Origin of the sequence: Microcoleus sp. FACHB-SPT15 (assembly GCF_014849525.1) — a bacterium.
Taxonomy (GTDB): Bacteria; Cyanobacteriota; Cyanobacteriia; order Cyanobacteriales; family Coleofasciculaceae; genus Symplocastrum; species Symplocastrum torsivum.
In genome coordinates this window covers 1-19,378 of the sequence record NZ_JACJNU010000049.1, presented here as the reverse complement: position 1 = coordinate 19,378, position 19,378 = coordinate 1, and the positions used below count along the sequence as shown (strand labels likewise).

Sequence of the window (19,378 nt, the reverse complement as noted above, 5' to 3'; positions counted from 1 at the left end):
TCCCTAGTCTGATGAATCCAGAGCCTGAAATTCGCCGCTTAATTGAGCTAATGCCTGCTTCTGGGCGGATGCTGACGAAAATTGTTAGCAAACCGCAACAGACGGCGGTCATTGAAAGCCCGTTTCCCCCGCCTTGGTCTCAAGAGCGACCAATCTTTATTAACTTTGATTTATGGCGACGCTTGCCGAAGCCCCAACGGGATTTGCTGTTGTTACGGACAGTGAGTTGGTTGGTTGGCATCAAGTGGTTTAAGCCAGACTTGTACCAAGGCGTTGTCTTGGCGGGGATGCTAGGAGGGATCGTAGAACTCGTGCAGGGTGACGCTGTGGGCGTTGTGGTGGCAACGGGATTGGGGGCACTTGCTGCTACCCAAATCTTACGCAGCACCCGCAGTACTGAGTCCCAACTGGATGCCGATGCAGGGGCGATTAAAATTGCGACTCGACGCGGCTATACAGAGACAGAAGCGGCGAAGCATCTGTTGGCTGGGATTGAATCCGTTGCCCAGGTTGAAGGGCGTTCTGGTCTAAATTTTACAGAGTTGATTCGTAGTCAAAACTTACGTGCGATCGCAGGACTCTCACCCGTAGGTGTCCCAGATACTATTAAGCAAGAATAGAAAGCTAAAATTGCCTTTGGAGGAACAGATTTAGAAGATTATAAAGATTATGCGAAAACAATTTGTGTTTGTTGGAAGTAGCTTGTCCATAAAAAATTAGTGTAAAAATTATTCATGCTATCTTCATGCTTATTTTCTACAACTTTATTAATAACTGATAGTTTATGTTTATCTAAGATATTACCCTATTATTAGCGCTTTGGGCAAAATGGTTATGAAAAAAGCATTATGGATTTTTCTGTTAATAGTAATAGGCTTTACTCTAGCATTAGGGCTAAGTAACTTTCGTTTTAGTGAAAATCCATCCTCTAATGTTCCGAATTTAGTTTCCAGCGTGACTGCTACTTCAAAAGACGGTCGTCCTACAAATGTGTCTTTGGGGAGCGGACTTAATGGTCTAGCTGACTGGTCGAGTCAAACACCTTTTCTCAATTTCTTCAAGCAAACAAGAGAGTGGATTCCTCAGTGTGGAGACGGTTCACCTGCGGGTTGCCCTGGTTTTGATACTAAAGAAAACGACCACCTAAATTTGGATGCCAACGGATATCCCAAGTCTTTACCTGCCACCAATGACAACAGCGTTAAGTACAGAAGGGTAGAAACTGTACTCTTTGCCGATGGAAATCCAGAGAGTATCGGCAGATATATTGTTATGTACGACGGCGAAGGAACTCTCACCTATTCTGGAGCAAAGAAGGATGAAGCCGTCTCCAAGCCTGGTACGGAAGTAATCGACATCTCAAAGGAAGCTGGTTATGTTTTTCTTGGTATCAGTGCGACCAATCCTAATAATCATGTCCGAAACATACGAGTCATCAGAGAGTCACAACTAGATGCATTTAAAGCTGGCGAGATATTTAACCCTGTTTGGTTGGAGAAAATAAAAGCTTTCAAAACTGTCCGATTTATGGATTGGATGGAAACTAATAATTCGGCTCAAAAAGAATGGTCTGATCGTCCTAAACCTGAAGATTATTCTTGGGCTTTAGAGGGAGCGCCTATAGAAATCATGGTTGCTTTAGCCAATAAGCTCAAAGCCAATCCCTGGTTTAATATCCCTCATCAGGCTACCGACGAATACATCACCAACTTTGCCAAGATAGTCAAAGAGAAATTAGATCCAAGTCTGACCGCTTATGTAGAGCATTCCAACGAAGTATGGAACTGGCAATTTGGACAAGCTCAATATGCCAACCAGCAGGGTCGAGCCAGATGGGGAGATCATGGTGATGCTTTTATGCAGTGGAATGGCATGAAAGCGGCTCAAATTTGTGATATCTGGAAAAAGGATGTTTTTGGCGACGCTCAAAAACACAGAGTCAATTGTGTAATATCTACCCAAACGCCTTACAAAGGTTTAGAAGAGGGTCTTTTGAATTGTCCTCTCTGGGTAGCCGAAGGAAATGCACCTTGTTACCAACATGGTATTGACTCTTACGCTATTACAGGTTACTGGAGTGGAGACTTAGGGAACCCGGAAAATATAGCAACCGTCAAGTCCTGGCTTAAGGATGCGGATGGTGGTTTTGGAAAAGCATTTGAGCAAATAAAAACAGGTAACTTGCTCAAAGTTGGTGAAGATAGTCTACCCGACACAAAAGCGAACTATCAGTACCAGCTCAAAGTCGCACAAGAAAAGGGTTTATCCTTGGTAGCTTACGAAGGTGGTCAAAGTATTGCAGGAAGTGGCGGTGTAGAAAATGATGAGCAATTGACTCAATTTTTTATTGAACTCAATAGACGCCCAGAGATGTATGAGATCTATACTCAAATGCTAAATGACTGGAAAGACTCAGGAGGCACTCTATTTAATCACTTTGTAGATGTAGGGACACCCAGTAAATGGGGAAGCTGGGGCGCATTGGAGTATGTCACGCAAAATGGTTCGCCGAAATACAATGCGTTAATTGACTTTATTAAAAGTAATCCCCAGTAAACCAATAGCTGTAAATAGGTAGACAGAAATCAACTTAAGTTCGTTACTGGTGATTTGGTGCTTAGTGAACAATCATTTCACGAATCGCTTGTGCTGTGGCAGGTGCAAGGAGAACACCGTTACGATAATGACCTGTTGCCAAGAGGACGTTGCTATAACCAGGAAGTTGACCGATTACAGGGGCAGCACGTCCTTCTGGACGAGGACGTTTGCCTGACCAAGTGCGAAGAATCGTCGCTTGGGCTAAATCTGGGCAAAAGGCTACGGCTTCCTGCTTTACCTTTTCCAGTAATATCGATTCTGCTACTACATCACCAGCCTCATCAGCAAACTCAACTGTTGCGCCTACCCAATACTCCCCGTTACCGACTGGCACAATATGAACATCATCACCAGTAATCACTGGCTGGAAGTCTGGATTGCCTAAAGGACGCTTTAGTCGTAGGTGCAAGGCTTGCCCTAAAACCGGTTTAATATCAATAGGTTGCTTGAGTGCTGCGGTTAGAGGTGTTGACCCTAAGCCTGCTGCTACTACTAGCCAGTCAATATCCAATGGCACATCAGCGTGAATCTGGGAACAACGACGCATCTTAGAACCATTCGTGGTTACTGATGTGACATCTTTAACCGTCACACCAAATTTAAAAGTGACACCATTGTGTTCGGCAGCTGCCACGAGAGCTTTTGTAAGAGCAGATGGGTCAACTTGCCGATCTTGTGGAGAATAAATCGCGCCCAGAATCCTTTCGTTTCGCAGTTGCGGACAGTTGGACTGGACTTGAGCGGGATTCCAGATTTCCAACTGCCAGCCTTGCGACTGGCGAGTTTTAAGAAGTTGTTCCCATGAGACGAAGTCTTCCTCAGCAAAACAGAGCATGAGGATGCCCTGTTGATTGAAAGGAATTTGATATCCAGTAAGGGCAACTAATTCGGGTATGAGTGACTCATAGCGCTGTAGACTCGTTTGTCGCAGTTGCCATGCTCTACCCTTGACTTTTTTACTTATGGCACCCATGAGAACACCTAAAGCAGCCCCGGTTGCGGCTTGTGCTGGGGGTTGCTGGTCGAGTACGGTAATTTTTAACCCATTCACCCGACTGAGTTCATAAGCGATCGCTGCCCCAACAATGCCGCAGCCAATGACTACAACATGACTCATTTAGCGACTCACCGCTGAACCCTTTTGTTTAGGAAGCAGTTGCAAAATATCATCAAAGTCTTTCATCGCCGCTTGGTAGTTTTGGACAGCTACCTGATAGTTGCCTTTTGTCGCAGCTACGTCAATGTTCTGTAGACTGCTGAACAAGTCTGTTGCTGACGAACTCACCGCCTTTTGGTCTTGGGGAAGAAGTTCGCGAGTCAGATAGCTTACATTCCGCCGTAGTTCTCCCATTGGCCCATGGATATACGTGCCAACATCTGTCCAATTCTGATTTTGAATCTTATCTGCAAGAACTGGCATCTTATCCCGCAGAGCCTCAACAGTAGAAGCCAATTTCTGAATCTGGACGATCTGCTCAGCAGAATAGGAAGGTGGCACTTTTACAGTCGGGCTACCACAGCTAACCAAAACTGTTGCTACCACTGCCAGAATCAGAGCCAAAATAGACCGATAACTTCTCATAACCATTTGTTTCGTAGCTAACTAACCAACTCAGAGGAATTACTGAGTTTTGTAGGAAATATATCTCAAAATCGCCCCTAACGTTTATTCCCATCGTGGGATTTGCGCTAGCTACGGACTGTTTGGTTCACTGTCTAACGTTAAACCTTGCCGCGTAATGCCTCTAATTCTTTCCGTAGAGACAAAGGTTGATATCCTAAAGCAAAGGCTTTTGAACTATCTAAAGAAACATCCGCTGATCTCGGTGCTGCCATTGGAACATCTTTTTGTCGGCAGCTTTTCAGCTTTTCTTGGGGAAGTTCTAGGACATCTGCCATTAAGCGACCAAACTCATAGCGCGAAATCCGCTCTTTCCCGCCTAAGTGGATCAGTCCCTCAACGCTTCTCAATGCGAGTAAGAGTCCACTAGCTGCTGTTTTGCCACTGGTAGGCGTTCTAAATTCATCGGTGAATAAATTTAGCTCTTGTCCTTCTCTGAGCGTTTTGATAAACGGTTGAATAAAGCTAGTAGCGCTTTCTGCTATCCCAAACATTAAAGGCATCCGGCAAACGGCGACTCTGGGATAACGCTCTAACATCCCTTGCTCTGCCATCACTTTTTGTTCACCATATTGGTTTACAGGACATACCGTATCGGTTTCCCGGTAGGGAGGATTAAGCCCATCAAAAACTAGGTCAGTTGAAGTAAAAGCGCAAGGAATGGCAGAATCAGCACATAATCCGGCTAGATCGCAAGATGCCGTGACATTGATTTGGTAGGATTCATCAGGGTGAGTTTGACAAAAATTCGGGCTAGACTGAGCAGCAGTATGGATGACGGCAGTTGGTTCAATCTTACTGAATAGGCGTTTGGTTTCCTGAAAATTCCTTATGTCAGCTTTTACAAGGGTTACTCCTGAAATCTCAACGCTTTTGGAAAAGTAAGTTCCATAAACGTCCCATCCTTGTTTGGCTAGCTGGCAAAGGTTCCATCCTAAAAAACCGCTAGCGCCTGTAACTAAAAGTTTTTTCATCTGCATTGCAATAGTTAAGCTGAGTTCTAATGCCATTTACCCTACTATCAAAATCCCTCAAAACCATCACTGTTGTTCTCCTTATCCTTAGTTTGTTTGGATGTGAGGCAATATCGAAGCTATTTGGAGAAACGACCCACTCAGTTAAAAAAGTCAGTGACGGCGACACGATGAAAGTGATAGATGCCAATGGTACTGAGATAGATGTGCGCTTTGCTTGTGTGGATGCCCCAGAAGTGCCTCACTCCAATAAGGAGAAAAAAAGCAGAAAAGCTGTAGACAAAAGCCAATTTAAATGGGGAGTACAAGCGCAACAACGAGTGCAAGAGTTAGTAAAACAAGGAGGCGATCGCGTTCAATTAACCACCACAGATATAGATCAGTATGGGCGCAGCGTCAGTGAAGTCCGCTTACCGGATGGCACGTTTATTCAACAAGTGTTAGTTCAAGAAGGACTGGCACAAGTTTACCGACAATACCTGAAAGATTGCCCCAGCGCTGAGATTGTAGAGGCAGCAGAAGCAGATGCTAAGAAGCGCCGTGTGGGACTTTGGCGAGATGATAAATATGTTTCAGCGTGGGAATGGCGGAGTCTAAAGAAGTAGAAAGAGGGAGTTGAGGCGAGGCGGCGATCAGGTAAGCAAGAGATATAGCGCGTCTAATTGAGTCGTACAACTCAGGTAAAGCAGAAAAAGCAAAGGTCAGAACTTAAGAGTTACAAGCCAAAAACTTTTCACAAACATCAAGTATTAGGTGATGAAGCCAGTTAGTTGTACAAATCATTTAGACGCGCTATAGTATGGGAAAAGTCACTCTTCATCTTCATATTGCACCTGTTGTCCAGCAAGCTGCCACAACGCAGGTACGAGTGCGCCTCCAATTAACCCAATACCAACACTAAAAGCTAGTACAATACCGACTGGCAACTGAATCGACTCAAAAGCGAGGAACTTTACTGTTATTGGCGTAAAGTTTTGGATGGCTAAAATTGCGATCGCTCCGATCCAGCCAGCTAAGATTAGGGAGGTAAGCAAGTTTGCAATAGTTTTCATAGTTGTTAGTTGTTAGTTATTAGTTGTTGGGAAGTCAACTAATAACTAACAGTGCGGTTAAACTCCTACAGGTTCCATCTTGTTAATCATCTGCTCCATTGTTTCAGCAATTGTGTTTTGCTTTTCTACGGAGCTAGTTTCCATGTAGACGCGCATCAGAGGCTCGGTTCCTGATGGACGCAAAAGCACCCAGCCTCCATCTTCTAAGTAGAGTTTGATGCCGTCCTTGCGACCAATTTCTTTAACCTTAATCCCAGCGATATCGGCGGGTGGATTGTTAGTGAAGGATTCTAGAACAGTGGCTTTGTGGGCATCCTCCAAGTGTAAATCAAGACGCTTGTTGTACAGAGGGCCATTGGCTTCTTTAGTCACTTCTTCCACAAGCTGACTCAAGGGTTTCCCTTCGTATGCGATCGCTTCAGCAACCAGCATATCTGCCAAAATCCCGTCTTTTTCTGGGATATGTCCAATAATGCTCAAGCCGCCAGATTCTTCCCCGCCAATGAGTACATCCGTTTCGCGCATTTTCTCACCGATGTACTTAAAGCCTACGGCTGTCTCATAGATTTCTAAACCGTACTTGAGTGCAAAGTTGTCCAACAAATGAGTTGTGGCAACAGTACGAACAATCGCGCCTGTCTTGCCTTTATTTTTAATCAAGTGACGCGCTAGCAGTAGCAGTACTGTGTTGGGGGTGAGGACGTTTCCTTGTTCATCGACAATTCCAAAGCGATCGCTATCACCATCCGTCGCTAAACCTAAATCCGCCTTATCTTGTTTAACTGCCTCTACCAGCTCTACTAGCTGTTCTCCCTTCGGTTCTGGCATTCCCCCACCAAACAAGACATCACGACTGGTGTGGAAGGCTTCTGTCTCACAGCCACAGTGTTCTAGAACCGTATCTAGGTAACCGCGAGAGGTTGAGTAGAGGGCATCATACTTCACCTTCAGTTGGGCGCTACGAATCCGCTCAACATCCAGCAAGGTGTAGATAAACTGCAAATAAGCGGGTTTGGGGTCAAAGGTAGAAATTTTATTTCCGTTCTTCCCCGTTGGCAATGCCTCATCCGCCCCTTCAAGATTGGCGACAATCGTATCTGTAATCTCAGGTGTCGCTGGACCTGCATAATCAGGGATGTACTTAATACCGCAGTATGGTGCAGGGTTGTGACTAGCGGTAAACATCAACGCCCCAGCTGAGTTAAGTAGACGCGCATTATAAGCAATGACTGGCGTTGGGCAATCCCGTTCAACAATTTTCACCGTCCAACCCAAGTCTGCCAGCATTTCAGCCGCAGTACGAGCGAACTGATCGGCAAGAAACCGGGTATCGTAAGCAACCAAAACGGGTCGGTCTTTGGAATAGGCTGATTCTAGATAACTGGCGATCGCTCTTGTTACCTTACACACATTTGTAAAGGTAAAATCATCGGCGATAATCCCCCGCCATCCATCAGTGCCAAACTTAATCTTTTTCGCGCTACTTGCTGGACTCATTTGGGCTACTATCTCTCAATTCACCTCAATATTAATCGAAGCGCTTCTGATTGGCAGGTTTAGGGGGAGATGGGGCGGTTGGGGGTAGAGATTTTGTTCTTCGTTGTGCGCCTTTGGAGGGAGTCTAGTCAATAATGGAAACAACAGCACCTTTGCTGGTGCCATTTGCTTGCTCAAATGGTACATTAGCTTGCAACAGGATTTAATGAGCGATAAGCCTAAAGGCGTGCTACGCTGACGCTTTGCTCTAGCACCTTGCTTTGAGCAAACGCTAAATTTAGTAACGCTGCCCATCGCCCTCTGCCACTGGGAGTACCATATTATCGGAGCTGTAAGCCATCGTGATCCAGACTGAAACCCCAACTCTACATACGGTTCAAGCTGAAGTTTCTCGTCTGCGAGAGGAGTTGCAACTGAGAGATCAGCTTGTACAGCAGCTATCTCAAGAGCTATTCCGCCTTGTCAAAGGCAATGCTAACTTCATGCCTCAACCAGAGGTTTCTGAGCGTCATCAAGCGCAGATGCGAGTCTTACGAGAACAGCTGCAAGATGTTGAACAACAGGTGACGTTCTACCAAGAGCAGATTTCGGGCCGTGATGGAGAAATTTATCAGCTACGGCAATCGGTTCAGGAATTAACTGAGCGTTCGCGTATGCTAGAGCAGGTTGTACAGGAACTGCCGCATATCTATCGCCAAAAGTTTGCTGAGCGCATGGCACCTGTGAGAGAAAAGGTGGCGATGCTACAACGGGAAAATCGTCAGCTTCACGCGGAACTACAAAGCGTCAGCTACCGCTTAGCCGTTAGAAGCCGTAACGTCACACGGATTGATTTGCCTAGCTTCTCTCGTCCTCGCGGTGGCCCAATTCCAACTTTTGGCAATGTCTAGGGTTGTCATTGTTGTAGACGATTACACCTGTGGGGATGACGAGATTGTAGAAGCATCTCAAAGAGCCGTTGGAGAACAGATAGTGTCTGCTCTTAAGGATGCGATCGCTCTACATTCTCCAGCACTGGCAACAGTGGATGTGGTAGAAACTTCTCAGCTTAAAAAAGCTTTAGCAAATCCCCGTCAAGATGAGGTGATAGATAAGGACATCATTTGGTGTCCTTTAACGCTCAATGTACCAAACACTCTTGAGTTTATCGGTCAAAACATCTTTCAGGCTTGCAAGCAGGAGAGAGAGTTACGCCAATGGGTGGAGCAACAATTAGGCTATACAACGGGTGAAAGTCAGCCATTGGGTACTTTGGTTTTGCCAGTGGTTTGTACTGCGAAAGGACTACTGTATGCAGAAGTGATTAGTCATGGAGAAAGGGTAAATGAGTATCATCAACCTGTAGATTTGCCTGACAAGCAACGTCAACCGCTTTATCATTTGGCTTATGAACTGCTGCAATTTTTATCAGCACCACCAGCAGTTTATCTATTAGAGTTCGGATACAACGAACAAGATATCGTATTTGATAAGCTCTTACCTTTTCCCGCCGCACCTGCGATCGCAAGTTTAGGTGTACAGAAACCTGATTTGTTCACCTGCCACTGGTACTGTTTAACGCATCAACCGATCATAGACTTGACTATTATTCCAAAGGCTTTTTCTTAGAATTTGTATCCGGGTTGTGAATACAGCTCTTTTTAACGTTCATCCCTGGTGCGATCGCTTAATCTTACGCAATCCCTCTGCCTTTTCTTGTTCAAGCGTTCCTAAAAATCTTTTAAGAACATTACCGTTGCTATATAAGAGTAGAAATCCACTCAAACGCAATGGACATCATTCAGATTCTCAAAGAAGACTATCAACGCTTCCCGGTTAACCAAACCTACAGCATCTACGCCAAAGATGTTTTCTTTAAAGACCCTCTTAACCAGTTCCGTGGTGTTGATCGCTATAAGCAGATGATCAACTTTATAAATAACTGGTTTCATGATCCAAAGATGGATCTGCATGAGATTCAGCAATTAGAAGACATCATCAAGACTCGTTGGACACTTAGCTGGACTACCCCTTTACCTTGGCAGCCTCGAATTGCCATTTCAGGCTGGAGTGAGTTGACGCTCAATGCCGAGGAGCTAATTATCTCTCATATTGACTACTGGGATTGCGATCGCCTAGATGTCCTGAAGCAGCACTTTTTCTTTAAAAAAGGTTAAATAGATAATAAATAATATAAACATTTTTGAGGCAGACGCAAGCAACTGTGTCTTAATTAACTCCCATGCGTGTAATTCTCATGACCGGCAAAGGTGGAGTCGGCAAGACCTCCGTTGCTGCTGCTACAGGTCTCCGTTGTGCTGAACTAGGCTATCGAACACTTGTCTTGAGTACTGACCCTGCTCACTCTCTAGCCGATAGTTTCGACATCGAACTCAGCCACGAACCCCGATTAATCCGCTCCAACCTCTGGGGAGCCGAACTTGATGCTCTCATGGAACTAGAAGGGAATTGGGGTGCTGTTAAGCGCTACATTACCCAAGTTTTGCAAGCACGGGGATTGGATGCTGTTCAGGCAGAAGAATTAGCAATTCTTCCAGGGATGGATGAAATCTTCGGTCTGGTAAGAATGAAACGGCACTACGACGAAAAAGAGTATGACGTTTTGATCATTGACTCTGCTCCCACAGGCACAGCGTTGCGACTACTCAGTTTACCAGAAGTCAGTGGTTGGTATATGCGCCGCTTTTACAAGCCACTACAGAAAATGTCGGTAGCGCTTAGACCACTAGTTGAACCTCTATTCAAGCCAATTGCTGGCTTTTCCTTGCCGGATAAAGAGGTAATGGATGCTCCTTACGAATTCTATGAGCAGATTGAAGCGCTGGAAAAAGTCTTAACTGACAATACACAGACCTCTGTGCGTCTAGTCACCAATCCTGAGAAAATGGTGATCAAAGAATCTTTACGCGCTCATGCTTACTTAAGCCTGTACAACGTCGCTACAGATTTAGTAGTCGCTAATCGGATTATTCCTGACCAAGTCACTGACCCCTTCTTTCAGCGCTGGAAGGAAAATCAGCAGCAGTATCGGCAAGAAATTCACGAAAATTTCCATCCTCTGCCAGTCAAAGAAGTCCCTCTTTTCTCTGAAGAGATGTGTGGTCTAGAAGCTCTAGAGCGACTCAAAGAAACGCTATATGCTTCAGAAGATCCGACCCAAGTCTACTACAAGGAAAACACAATTAGGGTTGTACAAGACCAGAACCAGTACAGCTTGGAACTCTATCTTCCAGGCATACCGAAAGACCACATCCAGCTAAATAAAACGGGTGATGAACTAAATGTTCGGATTGGGAATCATCGACGCAACTTAGTACTCCCGCAAGCCTTAGCCGCTCTGCAACCTACAGGAGCCAAGATGGAGGAAGACTACCTCAAGATTCGGTTTGCTGATGCAATTAGTAGATAATCAACCCTATTTGCCCATCCTTATTAAGTAACTAAAACCGACTTATATTCTAGAGGCTCTCTTTGGCATATAAGTCGGTTAATTTTTTTCAATCACAGCAACAGAGATTGAGTATGAGCCATCATGCCCTAATTTGGACTGGCATGATTAAATAGGTCATTTTTAGTCCACCTAGTGGTGTCAGAATTACAGGACTGTTCGCTGCATTCATCTGCATCTGAATGTGAGAGGTAGAAAGCGCCTTTAATCCATCAATTAAATACTTGACATTAAACGCAATTTCTATGCTCTCACCAGATACCTCTACTGGCATCGATTCTTGCCCACTACCAACATCTTGAGCTTCTACAGATATGGAAAGCTGTTGGTTAACACTGTCAATACTAAACTTGACAATATTATTCTTCTGGTCAGCTAATACAGCAATTCGTTCCACCGCACTAAGCAGTTGACGCCGCTCAATTGTAATCTGGCGCTGGAACTGGCGCGGAATGAGTTGACGGTAGGCTGGGTACTGCCCTTCCAGAGTACGGCTAGTTAAGCGATGGTCTCCCGCCTGAAAAACAATCTGACCCTGCTCAACGTGAAGCGCAACCCCCTCAGTCGATTGACGCATCCCCAACATTCGTTCTAGCTCTCGTAACGCTCTTGCTGGTAACGTAAACTCTAGCTCAGAGCTATCAGATACTCCTGATGTTGCTACTGCTGGCTTTTCTGATGTCTCCACAGTATCGTCATCCACAGGACTTTGATTCACAGTTTGTACAACTGCCAGTCGATGACCATCCGTAGCAGCAAATTCTAGACTATCTTGCTGCATGATCAAGTGAACTCCTGTGAGTACCTGCTTGGTTTCATCAGAACTGGTAGCAAATAATGAACCCCTTAAGCCCTCTATCAGGGCTTCTACTGGAAGATTAACAGCAACACCTGCCTCAACATTAGGAAGTTCTGGAAACTCTCCTGCACCCATTCCTCGCATTTGATAGCGTCCTGAAACAGAAGTCAATGTCACAATCATGCTATCGCTGTCCACTTCGCCATTGGAAGCTGCTGCACTAAAGTTTGTCGCTTCTCCTGCTTTTTCCTCCAGAGTAATTTCTCCCTCTGGTAGACGCGAGACAATATCGTTCAAAAGCTTAGCAGGTATAGTGATTTCACCATCTGCCTCTACCCGGGCAGCAAAGCTTGTTTGAATGCCAAGGCTGAGATCAAAAGCGGTCAAACGTACCCGTTGAGTTTTTGTGTCTGCTGCTAATAAGACATTACCCAACACAGGATGAGTAGGACGAGAGGGAACGGCACGACTTACTAATGAGAGATTAGTATTGAGGTCACTTTGGGTACAAATCAGTTTCATAGAAGTTTTAATATCTAACTTGTCGTTGCTCAACTAGCACTACTGCATAGCAGAGCTTTATCAGGATAGTGCTGGGATGGGTTCTGGTCAATGCTCTCTTCTTTCTCCGGCTTGACCCAGCCTTTACTCAATTGTGTTTTGAGAAAGTAGGCAATTAGTAAAACTGTGAGCCTTGCCTTCTCTATCAAACGCAAAAAATACTCATGGATGTCTGGGCTGTGGAAAATGTGGAAAAAGTTTGTTCATGTCTTGATAGTTAATAGTTTAAGAACCTATAAATTGTGGAAAAGCTGTGGAAAAATAAAACGTTTTTGATAAACCAAGTATTTATACTTAGCCAGCTTCGTTGCCACTTTTATAAGGCTTTATACAGCTTTTTTCTAAGGATTCTGTAAGCAACAGTCTGTTTAATTAGCCTTGTGCTTTCTAGTAACAAGCTTCGGTTTAGTAGTATAACTGCTTCGGGAAAGTAGTGTTTAGCAAAGCCTTGAAGCTTTCAGCCTTGGCTTTGGGTTCTGCTAGTTAGGTTAATGCGATCGCTTAGTTGACGCAGTGTTTGAGCCAATGTGGCATCACTTTCCCGTAACTGTGCAATTTTGTCGCAACTGTACATTACAGTAGTGTGGTCTTTTCCGCCAAATTCCTCACCAATTCGCGGTAAGCTCAAGTCCGTGTGTTGCCGCATCAAATACATCCCAATTTGCCTAGCCGAACTAATTTCTCGGCGCCGAGAGTTACCCTTCAAGTCTTCAGCAGAAATATTGAAGGCATCTGACACAGTCATCAATATTGTTTCCGGAGAAGCCTGCACCCTCTGTGCTGGTGGATTTAAAATCGGTGCAATGTTCTCAACGTTCATCGGTAATCCGGAAATTGAGATATAAGCTACAGCTCGAATCAGTGCCCCCTCTAGTTCTCGAATATTTGAGGTGTAGTTAGTCGCAATGTATTCAATTACTGAGCGTGGCAGACGCATATTTTCGTATTCCGCCTTCTTTTGTAAAATTGCCATACGTGTCTCCAAATCTGGCGGCTGAATATCAGCAATCAAACCCATAGAAAAGCGAGAGGACAGGCGATCTTGCAAGCGATTAATCTGGTTAGGAGGACGATCTGAGGCTAAGACAACTTGCTTACCCGCTTCATGCAAGGTATTGAACGTATGAAAAAACTCCTCTTGGGTGTACTCCTTACCCTCAATGAACTGAATATCGTCTACCAACAGCACATCAGCGGCTCGATAATGCTCCCGAAAACTTTGCATACTATCTTTACGAATTGCCGCAATTAGGTCATTGGTAAATTGTTCTGTAGAAACGTAAAAGATTTTAGAATCAGGGCAATGCTCCAAACGGTAATGACCAATTGCTTGCATCAAGTGAGTTTTGCCTAAACCAACACCACCGCAGAGAAACAAAGGATTAAACTCACGTCCTGGAGATTCCGCCACCGCTAGAGAGGCAGCATGAGCCATTCGATTATTTGAGCCGACGACAAAGCGGGAGAAAATGTACTTATGATTTAATTCCGGTAGTTTAGGCTGGTGGTTGGATGTACTTTCTGAAACGTTTGTAGTGATTGGAAATGACCAAGAAAGGTCTGTATCAACTGTAGTCGCGTTATCATCCCCTGCTGTAACTGTAAGGTGAATTTCCACTGACTGACCCAAAATATCTTGGACGACATCTGCGATCGCTTTGATGTAGTACTTTTGTAACCAATTTCTTGCAAAAGGATTGGGAGTGCGAATCACCAAGCAGTTATTTTCTAGCTGCTCAGCGGTAGCTGTCTTAATCCAGGTTTCAAACGTTGGTCGGCTTAGCTGTAACTGTAGACGCTCCAGTACCTGGCTCCAAAGCTGATCTGGGGAAGTTTCCACGGGCTTTTCTCCACCGTAATCTGAACATTGTCTCCTAGGCGAGAGGCGTGCTGTTTAGGGCAGTTGCTCCTCAAGCTTCACAGTATCGGCTTTAAAGTGTAAGCATATCCATAACAACTAGCGATCGCTTCCTTTAACTTGACTTGATTATGGCTGAACCACTACAAATTGCACAATTAGGCAACCCTGTCTTACGGCAACAAGCCCAGATTGTTGACAACATCCGAGATAATCGCCTCCAACAACTGATTGACCAACTAATTGCAAGCGTTCTGGCAGCAAACGGTGTTGGCATTGCTGCGCCTCAAGTATCTGAATCTTATCGTTTGTTTATCGTAGCGTCTCGACCAAATCCTCGGTATCCTCACGCTCCTCTGATGGAACCGACAGCAATGATTAATCCTCGAATTATTGCTCACTCACCTAAAGTTACCCAAGGTTGGGAAGGTTGTTTAAGTATTCCTGGCATTCGAGGACTAGTTCCGAGATATCAGGCAATTGAGGTTGAGTACACCAGTCGGGGTGGTCAACTGCATCGGCAAGAACTCACAGATTTTGTTGCAAGGATATTTCAACATGAGCATGACCACCTCGACGGCATTGTTTTTTTGGATCGAGTGGAGAGTATGCAAGATCTGATGACTGAGCAAGAATATCAGCATCGCATTGTCAAATAGAAGCCCTTGATACTTCTACTGACTCAGAAAATTAGCTCTGTGTACAACAAGGATCGCCCAAACCTGCTGGCTTTGCCATAGTCGCTTACATCCGTTCCAATACAGAGATTCCTAGCAAGGATAGTCCTAGCTTCAGAGTTTGAGCTGTAAGATCGCAAAGCACAAGCCTTGATGTTCGCAAGGGTTCCTCTGCTTTAAGTACAGGACACTGGTCGTAGAATTGATTGAACTTCTGGCTCAGTTCATATAAATACTGACAAATGCGATTGGGTAACAAGTCAGCCTCCACTAGAGTGAGAACTTCACTCAGTTGTAATAAATGTTTCCCCAGTGCAAGTTCTGTTTCTTCTTGCAAAAAGACTTTTGCCTCTGCTCCCAGTTGCTCAAAATCAATGTTGCCTTTGCGACTAATTCCCTGAACCCGAACGTAGGCATAAAGCATGTAAACTGCCGTATTACCCTGAAAAGATAGCATCTTATCAAAGCTGAAAATATAGTTGCTGGTTCGGTTTTGGCTCAAGTCAGCATACTTAACTGCACTGATGCCTATGATTTGAGCAACGTTAGCTTTGAAAGCTTCTGTTTCCTCACGACCTTCTTGTTGGAGTCTTGCTTCAAAATCTGTACGAGCGCGTGCGATCGCTTCATCCAACAACTCCCGCAACCGTACTGTCTCTCCAGAGCGAGTTTTCAGCTTCTTTCCATCTTCTCCCTGTACTAAACCAAAGGGAACATGTACCACCTGGACTTCATCGGTAAGCCAGCCAGCCCGACGTGCGACTTGAAAGATTTGAGTAAAGTGATTCGCTTGTCCAGCATCGGTGACGTAGATAATTCGCTCTGCGCCATCTTGCCCAATCCGATAGCGTATAGCCGCTAGGTCAGTTGTGGCGTAGTTATAGCCTCCATCAGATTTTTTGATGATTAAAGGTAAAGGTTCACCTGTTTTGTTAGTAAACCCTTCGAGGAAAACGCACTTAGCACCAGCGTCTTCCACTAACAAGCCCAGTTGCTCCAAGTCCTCTACTACAGATGGTAGCAAAGGGTTGTAGAACGATTCACCTCGCTCTATCAGTTTGACATCCAGTAAGTCATAAATAACTTGAAATTCTCGTCGGGATTGTTCACACAATAACTGCCAAGCTTGTCGGCTGTCTTCTTCTCCCGTTTGCAGTTTCACTACTTCTTGTCGGGCTGTTTCTTGGAACTCCTCATCAGCATCAAATCGCTGCTTAGCTTTCCGATAAAGCGCAACCAAATCTCCTAAATCTAGAGCGTTGGATGTTGTTAACGCCTCTGGATAAGCTTCCCTAAGATAAGCGATTAACATCCCAAACTGGGTACCCCAATCACCCACATGATTTAGCCGTAAGACCTCGTGACCCCGAAATTCTAGAATGCGGGCAATACAGTCACCAATGATTGTTGACCGTAAGTGTCCCACATGCATCTCTTTAGCAATATTAGGAGAGGAAAAATCAACAATTATATGTTGAGGCGTTTTTGCTAGTTGGACTCCTAGGCGTGGGTCGGTTTGAATATTACTTAGCTGTGCTTCTAAGTAAGCTGGTTCCAAAGTTAAGTTGATAAAGCCAGGACCAGCAATAGTAGGAGGCTGGCAAATACCTGTGACATCCAAATGTTGCAACAGTTTTTCTGCGATCGCTCGTGGAGGTTGTCCCAACTGCTTACTTAACGACAATGAGATATTAGACTGGTAGTCGCCAAATTTAGGATTGCTAGCGGGTACCACCATCGGCTCGACTGCCTGAAAATCTGCTCCGAACCCTACAGTTAAGGATTCAGTAAGTCTACTTCTTAGTTGTTCAATTATCGAGTTCATAGCACCAAATAACAGGCTCTGGACAAGCGTTAGTTTTCTTTGCTGTTAAGAAGAAGTGTATTTATAACATAACGTGAACCAGTAAGTTATTTTACTGTGACTTACTGATTTCTCACTGATTAGTTCTTCAAGGGATTCAGTCTGGTTTTGAAGTTTTTCTGTTTTAAGCGTTTTTCAATTTTGTTAACCAATCACGATTCCTACTTTGATTGTCTTATAGAACCCATTTGACATCTTGACGGGACTGAATTAAGGTACACACAACCCTTAAATCCAGGCACAATGACGTATTCCGGTAGCCTCACTGATGCAGAATGGGAAATTCTTGAACCGCTGTTGCCTCAAATATTACCTCAGAAGAAGCGGACACGACCTTGCGTTTGGACAAAGCGAGAACTCCTTGATGGCATCCTCTATCAACTCAAGAACGGTTGCAACTGGGAAGATTTACCCAAAGACTTGCCTCCCTACTCAACCGTCTATTGGCACTACAAACAGTGGCGAAGTGCAGGCGTGTTTGAGAAACTCATGAGTACTTTACATGAACAAGTGCGTGAGCAAGTAAAAAAAAGCCTAAGTGGACAACGTTAATTATCATTGACTCCCAAGCCGTAAAAAATACTTGCAATGCGAGTGTGGACTCTAAAGGATTTGTTTCTACAAAGCCACTAATGGGATTAAAAGGCATCTAGCCGTTGATACGCTTGGATTTCCCTTCTTCACTCACTGCACAAAAGCCAATGTTTCAGATGATGCGGGATTGCTTGAGATGCTGAGGCTCAACATTGATTATTTCCAATCAAAACCCGTCAATATTCCCAAAATTACCATCCTGCTAGATCACGGCTATCATATTGACTATTTGATTGAAGCATTGCAGAAGGTTTATCCTCAGATCATGACGAAAATCAGGTTTGAGCTTTCGACAAAGCCCTCGAAACAAGAGAAGGCAGCGCAAGGAAAATCTGGATTTGTGCCAGCCGTGGCTCGATGGGTGATAGAACGCTCCAATGCTTGGATGGAGCGTTGTAAAAGTCTAGTCAAGAACTTTGAGCGCACTCTATCTTATGCAACCACTAAGATTAACCTCTGCTTTGTCAGGCTAATGCTTAAGCGGTTTGCAGCCACTTCCTGAGATCTCAAATGGGTTCTATAGAGCTATTATCGAGATTCATGCTCAAATCCAGCCAGGTTGAGCGAGTTATCGGTGCACTACTAGAGATATAGTCAACACCAGTTTCTGCAACAGCACGAATGGTTTCGAGGGTGATGTTGCCTGATGCCTCGATTTTGATTGGATGGGGATAAGATCGAATCAGTTGTACAGCTTGGCTGACTAAATCAAGCGACATATTGTCCAGCATGATGATATCAGCACCGTGTGTTAGCGCTGCTTCCACTTCGCTAAGTGTTGTTGTCTCAACTTCAATGCTCAAGGGGTAAGGAATCTTTGACCGAATTCGAGCGATCGCTTCAGCAATACCTCCAGCAGCAGCAATGTGATTGTCCTTAATCATTACCGCATCATCTAGCCCTAGGCGATGATTGATAGCTCCTCCTACCTGTGAAGCGTACTTTTCTATAAGTCTTAAGCCGGGGGTTGTTTTTCGCGTGTCTACCAGTTGTGCTGGCAAATCGGCAATTATCTCAACATACTTATGTGTGAGCGTTGCAATTCCACTAAGACGCATGGCTAGATTTAATGCCACTCGCTCTCCTATCAGTAGCGCATCAAGGGGACCATGAATATGAGCGACTACTTGCCCCAGATCACAATGGTCACCTTCCTCAACGGTTGGGACAAAGCTAACACGATCATTCAAGATCTGGAAGACACGTGCTGCTATTGGTAAGCCAGCCATTACTCCGGCTTGTTTTGCCGTCCACTCCGCTTGTCCGTCGCCTACGCCTGAGCTTAACAAGCTTTGTGTAGTGCGATCGCCTCGACCAATATCTTCTATTAACCAGCCTTGCACAAGTTGGTCTAGAACAAGAAGGGGCGGTAAAACAGCGCTTATGCTCACAATACTGGCTCTCCTGAGTTTTCTACTCTATTAAGTCTCTAGAGATAACTTAGCCCAGACATGATGCTGGTAGTAAACTTCAGCCCATCTCAAAAAAAATCATCCAAGGGGTTGACACTTGAAGAATGAGGATATAAATTGGTAAATGCGCTTGAGACAGACAACTGCTCCCAAAGCGCCCCGAACCTAGACAAATCAATAGTTTGAAAGCACTAGACTAAATTAACCTCGTCAAAAAAACTCAAGGTTGAACCAGGCATTGGACAACCGAATCTAAACAGAGGAACCGAAACGTTAAAATCTTCGTTTCGGAGCCGGAACTAACTTAACTCAAAATGGAGAGTTTGATCCTGGCTCAGGATGAACGCTGGCGGTCTGCTTAACACATGCAAGTCGAACGGGCTCTTTAGGGAGCTAGTGGCGGACGGGTGAGTAACGCGTGAG

The 19,378-nt window shown here is 44.8% G+C and carries 19 protein-coding genes and 1 rRNA gene; 11 read left to right on the top strand and 9 right to left on the bottom strand.

Annotated elements, in window-relative coordinates:
• Positions 1 to 11: 11 nt before the first annotated feature.
• Both H6F98_RS16145 and H6F98_RS16140 read left to right on the top strand, forming a co-directional pair.
• Positions 12 to 620 (top strand): DUF3318 domain-containing protein, encoded by a 609-nt coding sequence (locus H6F98_RS16145; RefSeq protein WP_192219723.1) that lies wholly within the window; start codon positions 12 to 14, stop codon positions 618 to 620.
• A gap of 214 nt (positions 621 to 834) precedes the next feature.
• A complete protein-coding gene (locus H6F98_RS16140; protein ID WP_242058563.1) occupies positions 835 to 2,556 on the top strand; it encodes a cellulose-binding protein in 1,722 nt (573 codons plus the stop codon).
• Positions 2,557 to 2,617: 61 nt separating this feature from the next.
• Here H6F98_RS16140 and H6F98_RS16135 read toward each other — a convergent pair whose 3' ends face one another.
• The 3 genes from H6F98_RS16135 to H6F98_RS16125 all read right to left on the bottom strand — a co-directional run bounded on the left by H6F98_RS16135 (position 2,618) and on the right by H6F98_RS16125 (position 5,193).
• Positions 2,618 to 3,715, bottom strand: a complete 1,098-nt coding sequence (locus H6F98_RS16135) for an FAD-binding oxidoreductase (protein ID WP_192219721.1) — start codon at positions 3,713 to 3,715, stop codon at positions 2,618 to 2,620.
• Positions 3,716 to 4,186, bottom strand: a complete 471-nt coding sequence (gene psbQ / locus H6F98_RS16130) for a photosystem II protein PsbQ (RefSeq protein WP_192219720.1) — start codon at positions 4,184 to 4,186, stop codon at positions 3,716 to 3,718. It lies immediately after the preceding gene.
• Between the two features lie 134 nt (positions 4,187 to 4,320).
• Positions 4,321 to 5,193, bottom strand: a complete 873-nt coding sequence (locus H6F98_RS16125) for an NAD(P)-dependent oxidoreductase (RefSeq protein WP_192219898.1) — start codon at positions 5,191 to 5,193, stop codon at positions 4,321 to 4,323.
• A 29-nt stretch (positions 5,194 to 5,222) separates the two neighbouring features.
• Here H6F98_RS16125 and H6F98_RS16120 point away from each other — a divergent pair, with 29 nt between their 5' ends.
• The gene (locus H6F98_RS16120; protein ID WP_192219719.1) at positions 5,223 to 5,798 is read left to right on the top strand and encodes a thermonuclease family protein; all 576 of its coding nucleotides are present in this window, start codon (positions 5,223 to 5,225) and stop codon (positions 5,796 to 5,798) included.
• Between the two features lie 204 nt (positions 5,799 to 6,002).
• Here the strand turns inward: H6F98_RS16120 and H6F98_RS16115 are convergent, their stop codons facing one another.
• Both H6F98_RS16115 and H6F98_RS16110 read right to left on the bottom strand, forming a co-directional pair.
• On the bottom strand, positions 6,003 to 6,245 hold the full coding sequence (locus tag H6F98_RS16115) for a LapA family protein (protein WP_192219718.1): 243 nt from the start codon (positions 6,243 to 6,245) through the stop codon (positions 6,003 to 6,005).
• 57 nt (positions 6,246 to 6,302) lie between these two features.
• Positions 6,303 to 7,742: a phosphoglucomutase/phosphomannomutase family protein gene (locus tag H6F98_RS16110; protein WP_192219717.1), complete on the bottom strand. Its 1,440-nt coding sequence runs from the start codon at positions 7,740 to 7,742 to the stop codon at positions 6,303 to 6,305.
• Positions 7,743 to 8,083: 341 nt separating this feature from the next.
• On the opposite strand from H6F98_RS16110, the gene H6F98_RS16105 reads away from it, so the two are divergent.
• From H6F98_RS16105 to H6F98_RS16090, 4 genes are all read left to right on the top strand, one after another.
• Complete coding sequence (locus tag H6F98_RS16105; protein ID WP_192219716.1) at positions 8,084 to 8,632, top strand: Npun_F5560 family protein; 549 nt, start codon at positions 8,084 to 8,086, stop codon at positions 8,630 to 8,632.
• Positions 8,625 to 9,350: a hypothetical protein gene (locus H6F98_RS16100; protein WP_192219715.1), complete on the top strand. Its 726-nt coding sequence runs from the start codon at positions 8,625 to 8,627 to the stop codon at positions 9,348 to 9,350. The genes H6F98_RS16105 and H6F98_RS16100 overlap by 8 nt, the downstream gene beginning before the upstream one ends.
• Positions 9,351 to 9,511: 161 nt before the next feature.
• Positions 9,512 to 9,898: a DUF2358 domain-containing protein gene (locus H6F98_RS16095; protein ID WP_192219714.1), complete on the top strand. Its 387-nt coding sequence runs from the start codon at positions 9,512 to 9,514 to the stop codon at positions 9,896 to 9,898.
• A gap of 65 nt (positions 9,899 to 9,963) precedes the next feature.
• Positions 9,964 to 11,151, top strand: a complete 1,188-nt coding sequence (locus H6F98_RS16090; protein WP_192219713.1) for a TRC40/GET3/ArsA family transport-energizing ATPase — start codon at positions 9,964 to 9,966, stop codon at positions 11,149 to 11,151.
• Positions 11,152 to 11,272: 121 nt separating this feature from the next.
• On the opposite strand, the gene dnaN is transcribed toward H6F98_RS16090, so the two are convergent.
• Both dnaN and dnaA read right to left on the bottom strand, forming a co-directional pair.
• The gene (gene dnaN, locus H6F98_RS16085; protein ID WP_192219712.1) at positions 11,273 to 12,511 is read right to left on the bottom strand and encodes a DNA polymerase III subunit beta; all 1,239 of its coding nucleotides are present in this window, start codon (positions 12,509 to 12,511) and stop codon (positions 11,273 to 11,275) included.
• 496 nt (positions 12,512 to 13,007) lie between these two features.
• On the bottom strand, positions 13,008 to 14,390 hold the full coding sequence (gene dnaA / locus H6F98_RS16080) for a chromosomal replication initiator protein DnaA (protein WP_192219711.1): 1,383 nt from the start codon (positions 14,388 to 14,390) through the stop codon (positions 13,008 to 13,010).
• 149 nt (positions 14,391 to 14,539) lie between these two features.
• On the opposite strand from dnaA, the gene def reads away from it, so the two are divergent.
• The gene (gene def / locus H6F98_RS16075; protein WP_192219710.1) at positions 14,540 to 15,067 is read left to right on the top strand and encodes a peptide deformylase; all 528 of its coding nucleotides are present in this window, start codon (positions 14,540 to 14,542) and stop codon (positions 15,065 to 15,067) included.
• 85 nt (positions 15,068 to 15,152) lie between these two features.
• Here the strand turns inward: def and argS are convergent, their stop codons facing one another.
• Positions 15,153 to 16,910, bottom strand: a complete 1,758-nt coding sequence (gene argS / locus H6F98_RS16070; protein ID WP_192219709.1) for an arginine--tRNA ligase — start codon at positions 16,908 to 16,910, stop codon at positions 15,153 to 15,155.
• Between the two features lie 282 nt (positions 16,911 to 17,192).
• Between argS and H6F98_RS16065 the strand changes: the two genes are divergently transcribed.
• Both H6F98_RS16065 and H6F98_RS16060 read left to right on the top strand, forming a co-directional pair.
• Positions 17,193 to 17,501 (top strand): transposase, encoded by a 309-nt coding sequence (locus H6F98_RS16065; RefSeq protein ID WP_192219708.1) that lies wholly within the window; start codon positions 17,193 to 17,195, stop codon positions 17,499 to 17,501.
• A 58-nt stretch (positions 17,502 to 17,559) separates the two neighbouring features.
• Positions 17,560 to 18,045 carry a transposase gene (locus H6F98_RS16060; RefSeq protein ID WP_313929888.1) on the top strand — a complete coding sequence of 162 codons (486 nt, stop codon included), beginning with the start codon at positions 17,560 to 17,562 and terminating at the stop codon, positions 18,043 to 18,045.
• Positions 18,046 to 18,049: 4 nt separating this feature from the next.
• Here the strand turns inward: H6F98_RS16060 and nadC are convergent, their stop codons facing one another.
• Complete coding sequence (gene nadC / locus H6F98_RS16055) at positions 18,050 to 18,928, bottom strand: carboxylating nicotinate-nucleotide diphosphorylase (protein ID WP_396812272.1); 879 nt, start codon at positions 18,926 to 18,928, stop codon at positions 18,050 to 18,052.
• Positions 18,929 to 19,266: 338 nt separating this feature from the next.
• On the opposite strand from nadC, the gene H6F98_RS16050 reads away from it, so the two are divergent.
• A 16S ribosomal RNA gene (locus H6F98_RS16050) occupies positions 19,267 to 19,378 on the top strand; the annotation flags it as partial.

Excerpts from the sequence above, each read along its gene's own strand:
- H6F98_RS16145 (WP_192219723.1), top strand. The coding sequence starts at position 12 with ATGAATCCAGAGCCTGAAATTCGCCGCTTAATTGAGCTAATGCCTGCT.
- H6F98_RS16125 (WP_192219898.1), bottom strand. The coding sequence starts at position 5,193 with ATGAAAAAACTTTTAGTTACAGGCGCTAGCGGTTTTTTAGGATGGAAC.
- H6F98_RS16110 (WP_192219717.1), bottom strand. The coding sequence starts at position 7,742 with ATGAGTCCAGCAAGTAGCGCGAAAAAGATTAAGTTTGGCACTGATGGA.
- H6F98_RS16120 (WP_192219719.1), top strand. The coding sequence starts at position 5,223 with ATGCCATTTACCCTACTATCAAAATCCCTCAAAACCATCACTGTTGTT.
- H6F98_RS16065 (WP_192219708.1), top strand. The coding sequence starts at position 17,193 with ATGACGTATTCCGGTAGCCTCACTGATGCAGAATGGGAAATTCTTGAA.
- H6F98_RS16100 (WP_192219715.1), top strand. The coding sequence starts at position 8,625 with ATGTCTAGGGTTGTCATTGTTGTAGACGATTACACCTGTGGGGATGAC.
- psbQ (WP_192219720.1), bottom strand. The coding sequence starts at position 4,186 with ATGGTTATGAGAAGTTATCGGTCTATTTTGGCTCTGATTCTGGCAGTG.
- H6F98_RS16115 (WP_192219718.1), bottom strand. The coding sequence starts at position 6,245 with ATGAAAACTATTGCAAACTTGCTTACCTCCCTAATCTTAGCTGGCTGG.
- argS (WP_192219709.1), bottom strand. The coding sequence starts at position 16,910 with ATGAACTCGATAATTGAACAACTAAGAAGTAGACTTACTGAATCCTTA.
- H6F98_RS16135 (WP_192219721.1), bottom strand. The coding sequence starts at position 3,715 with ATGAGTCATGTTGTAGTCATTGGCTGCGGCATTGTTGGGGCAGCGATC.
- H6F98_RS16090 (WP_192219713.1), top strand. The coding sequence starts at position 9,964 with ATGCGTGTAATTCTCATGACCGGCAAAGGTGGAGTCGGCAAGACCTCC.
- H6F98_RS16140 (WP_242058563.1), top strand. The coding sequence starts at position 835 with ATGAAAAAAGCATTATGGATTTTTCTGTTAATAGTAATAGGCTTTACT.
- def (WP_192219710.1), top strand. The coding sequence starts at position 14,540 with ATGGCTGAACCACTACAAATTGCACAATTAGGCAACCCTGTCTTACGG.
- dnaN (WP_192219712.1), bottom strand. The coding sequence starts at position 12,511 with ATGAAACTGATTTGTACCCAAAGTGACCTCAATACTAATCTCTCATTA.
- H6F98_RS16095 (WP_192219714.1), top strand. The coding sequence starts at position 9,512 with ATGGACATCATTCAGATTCTCAAAGAAGACTATCAACGCTTCCCGGTT.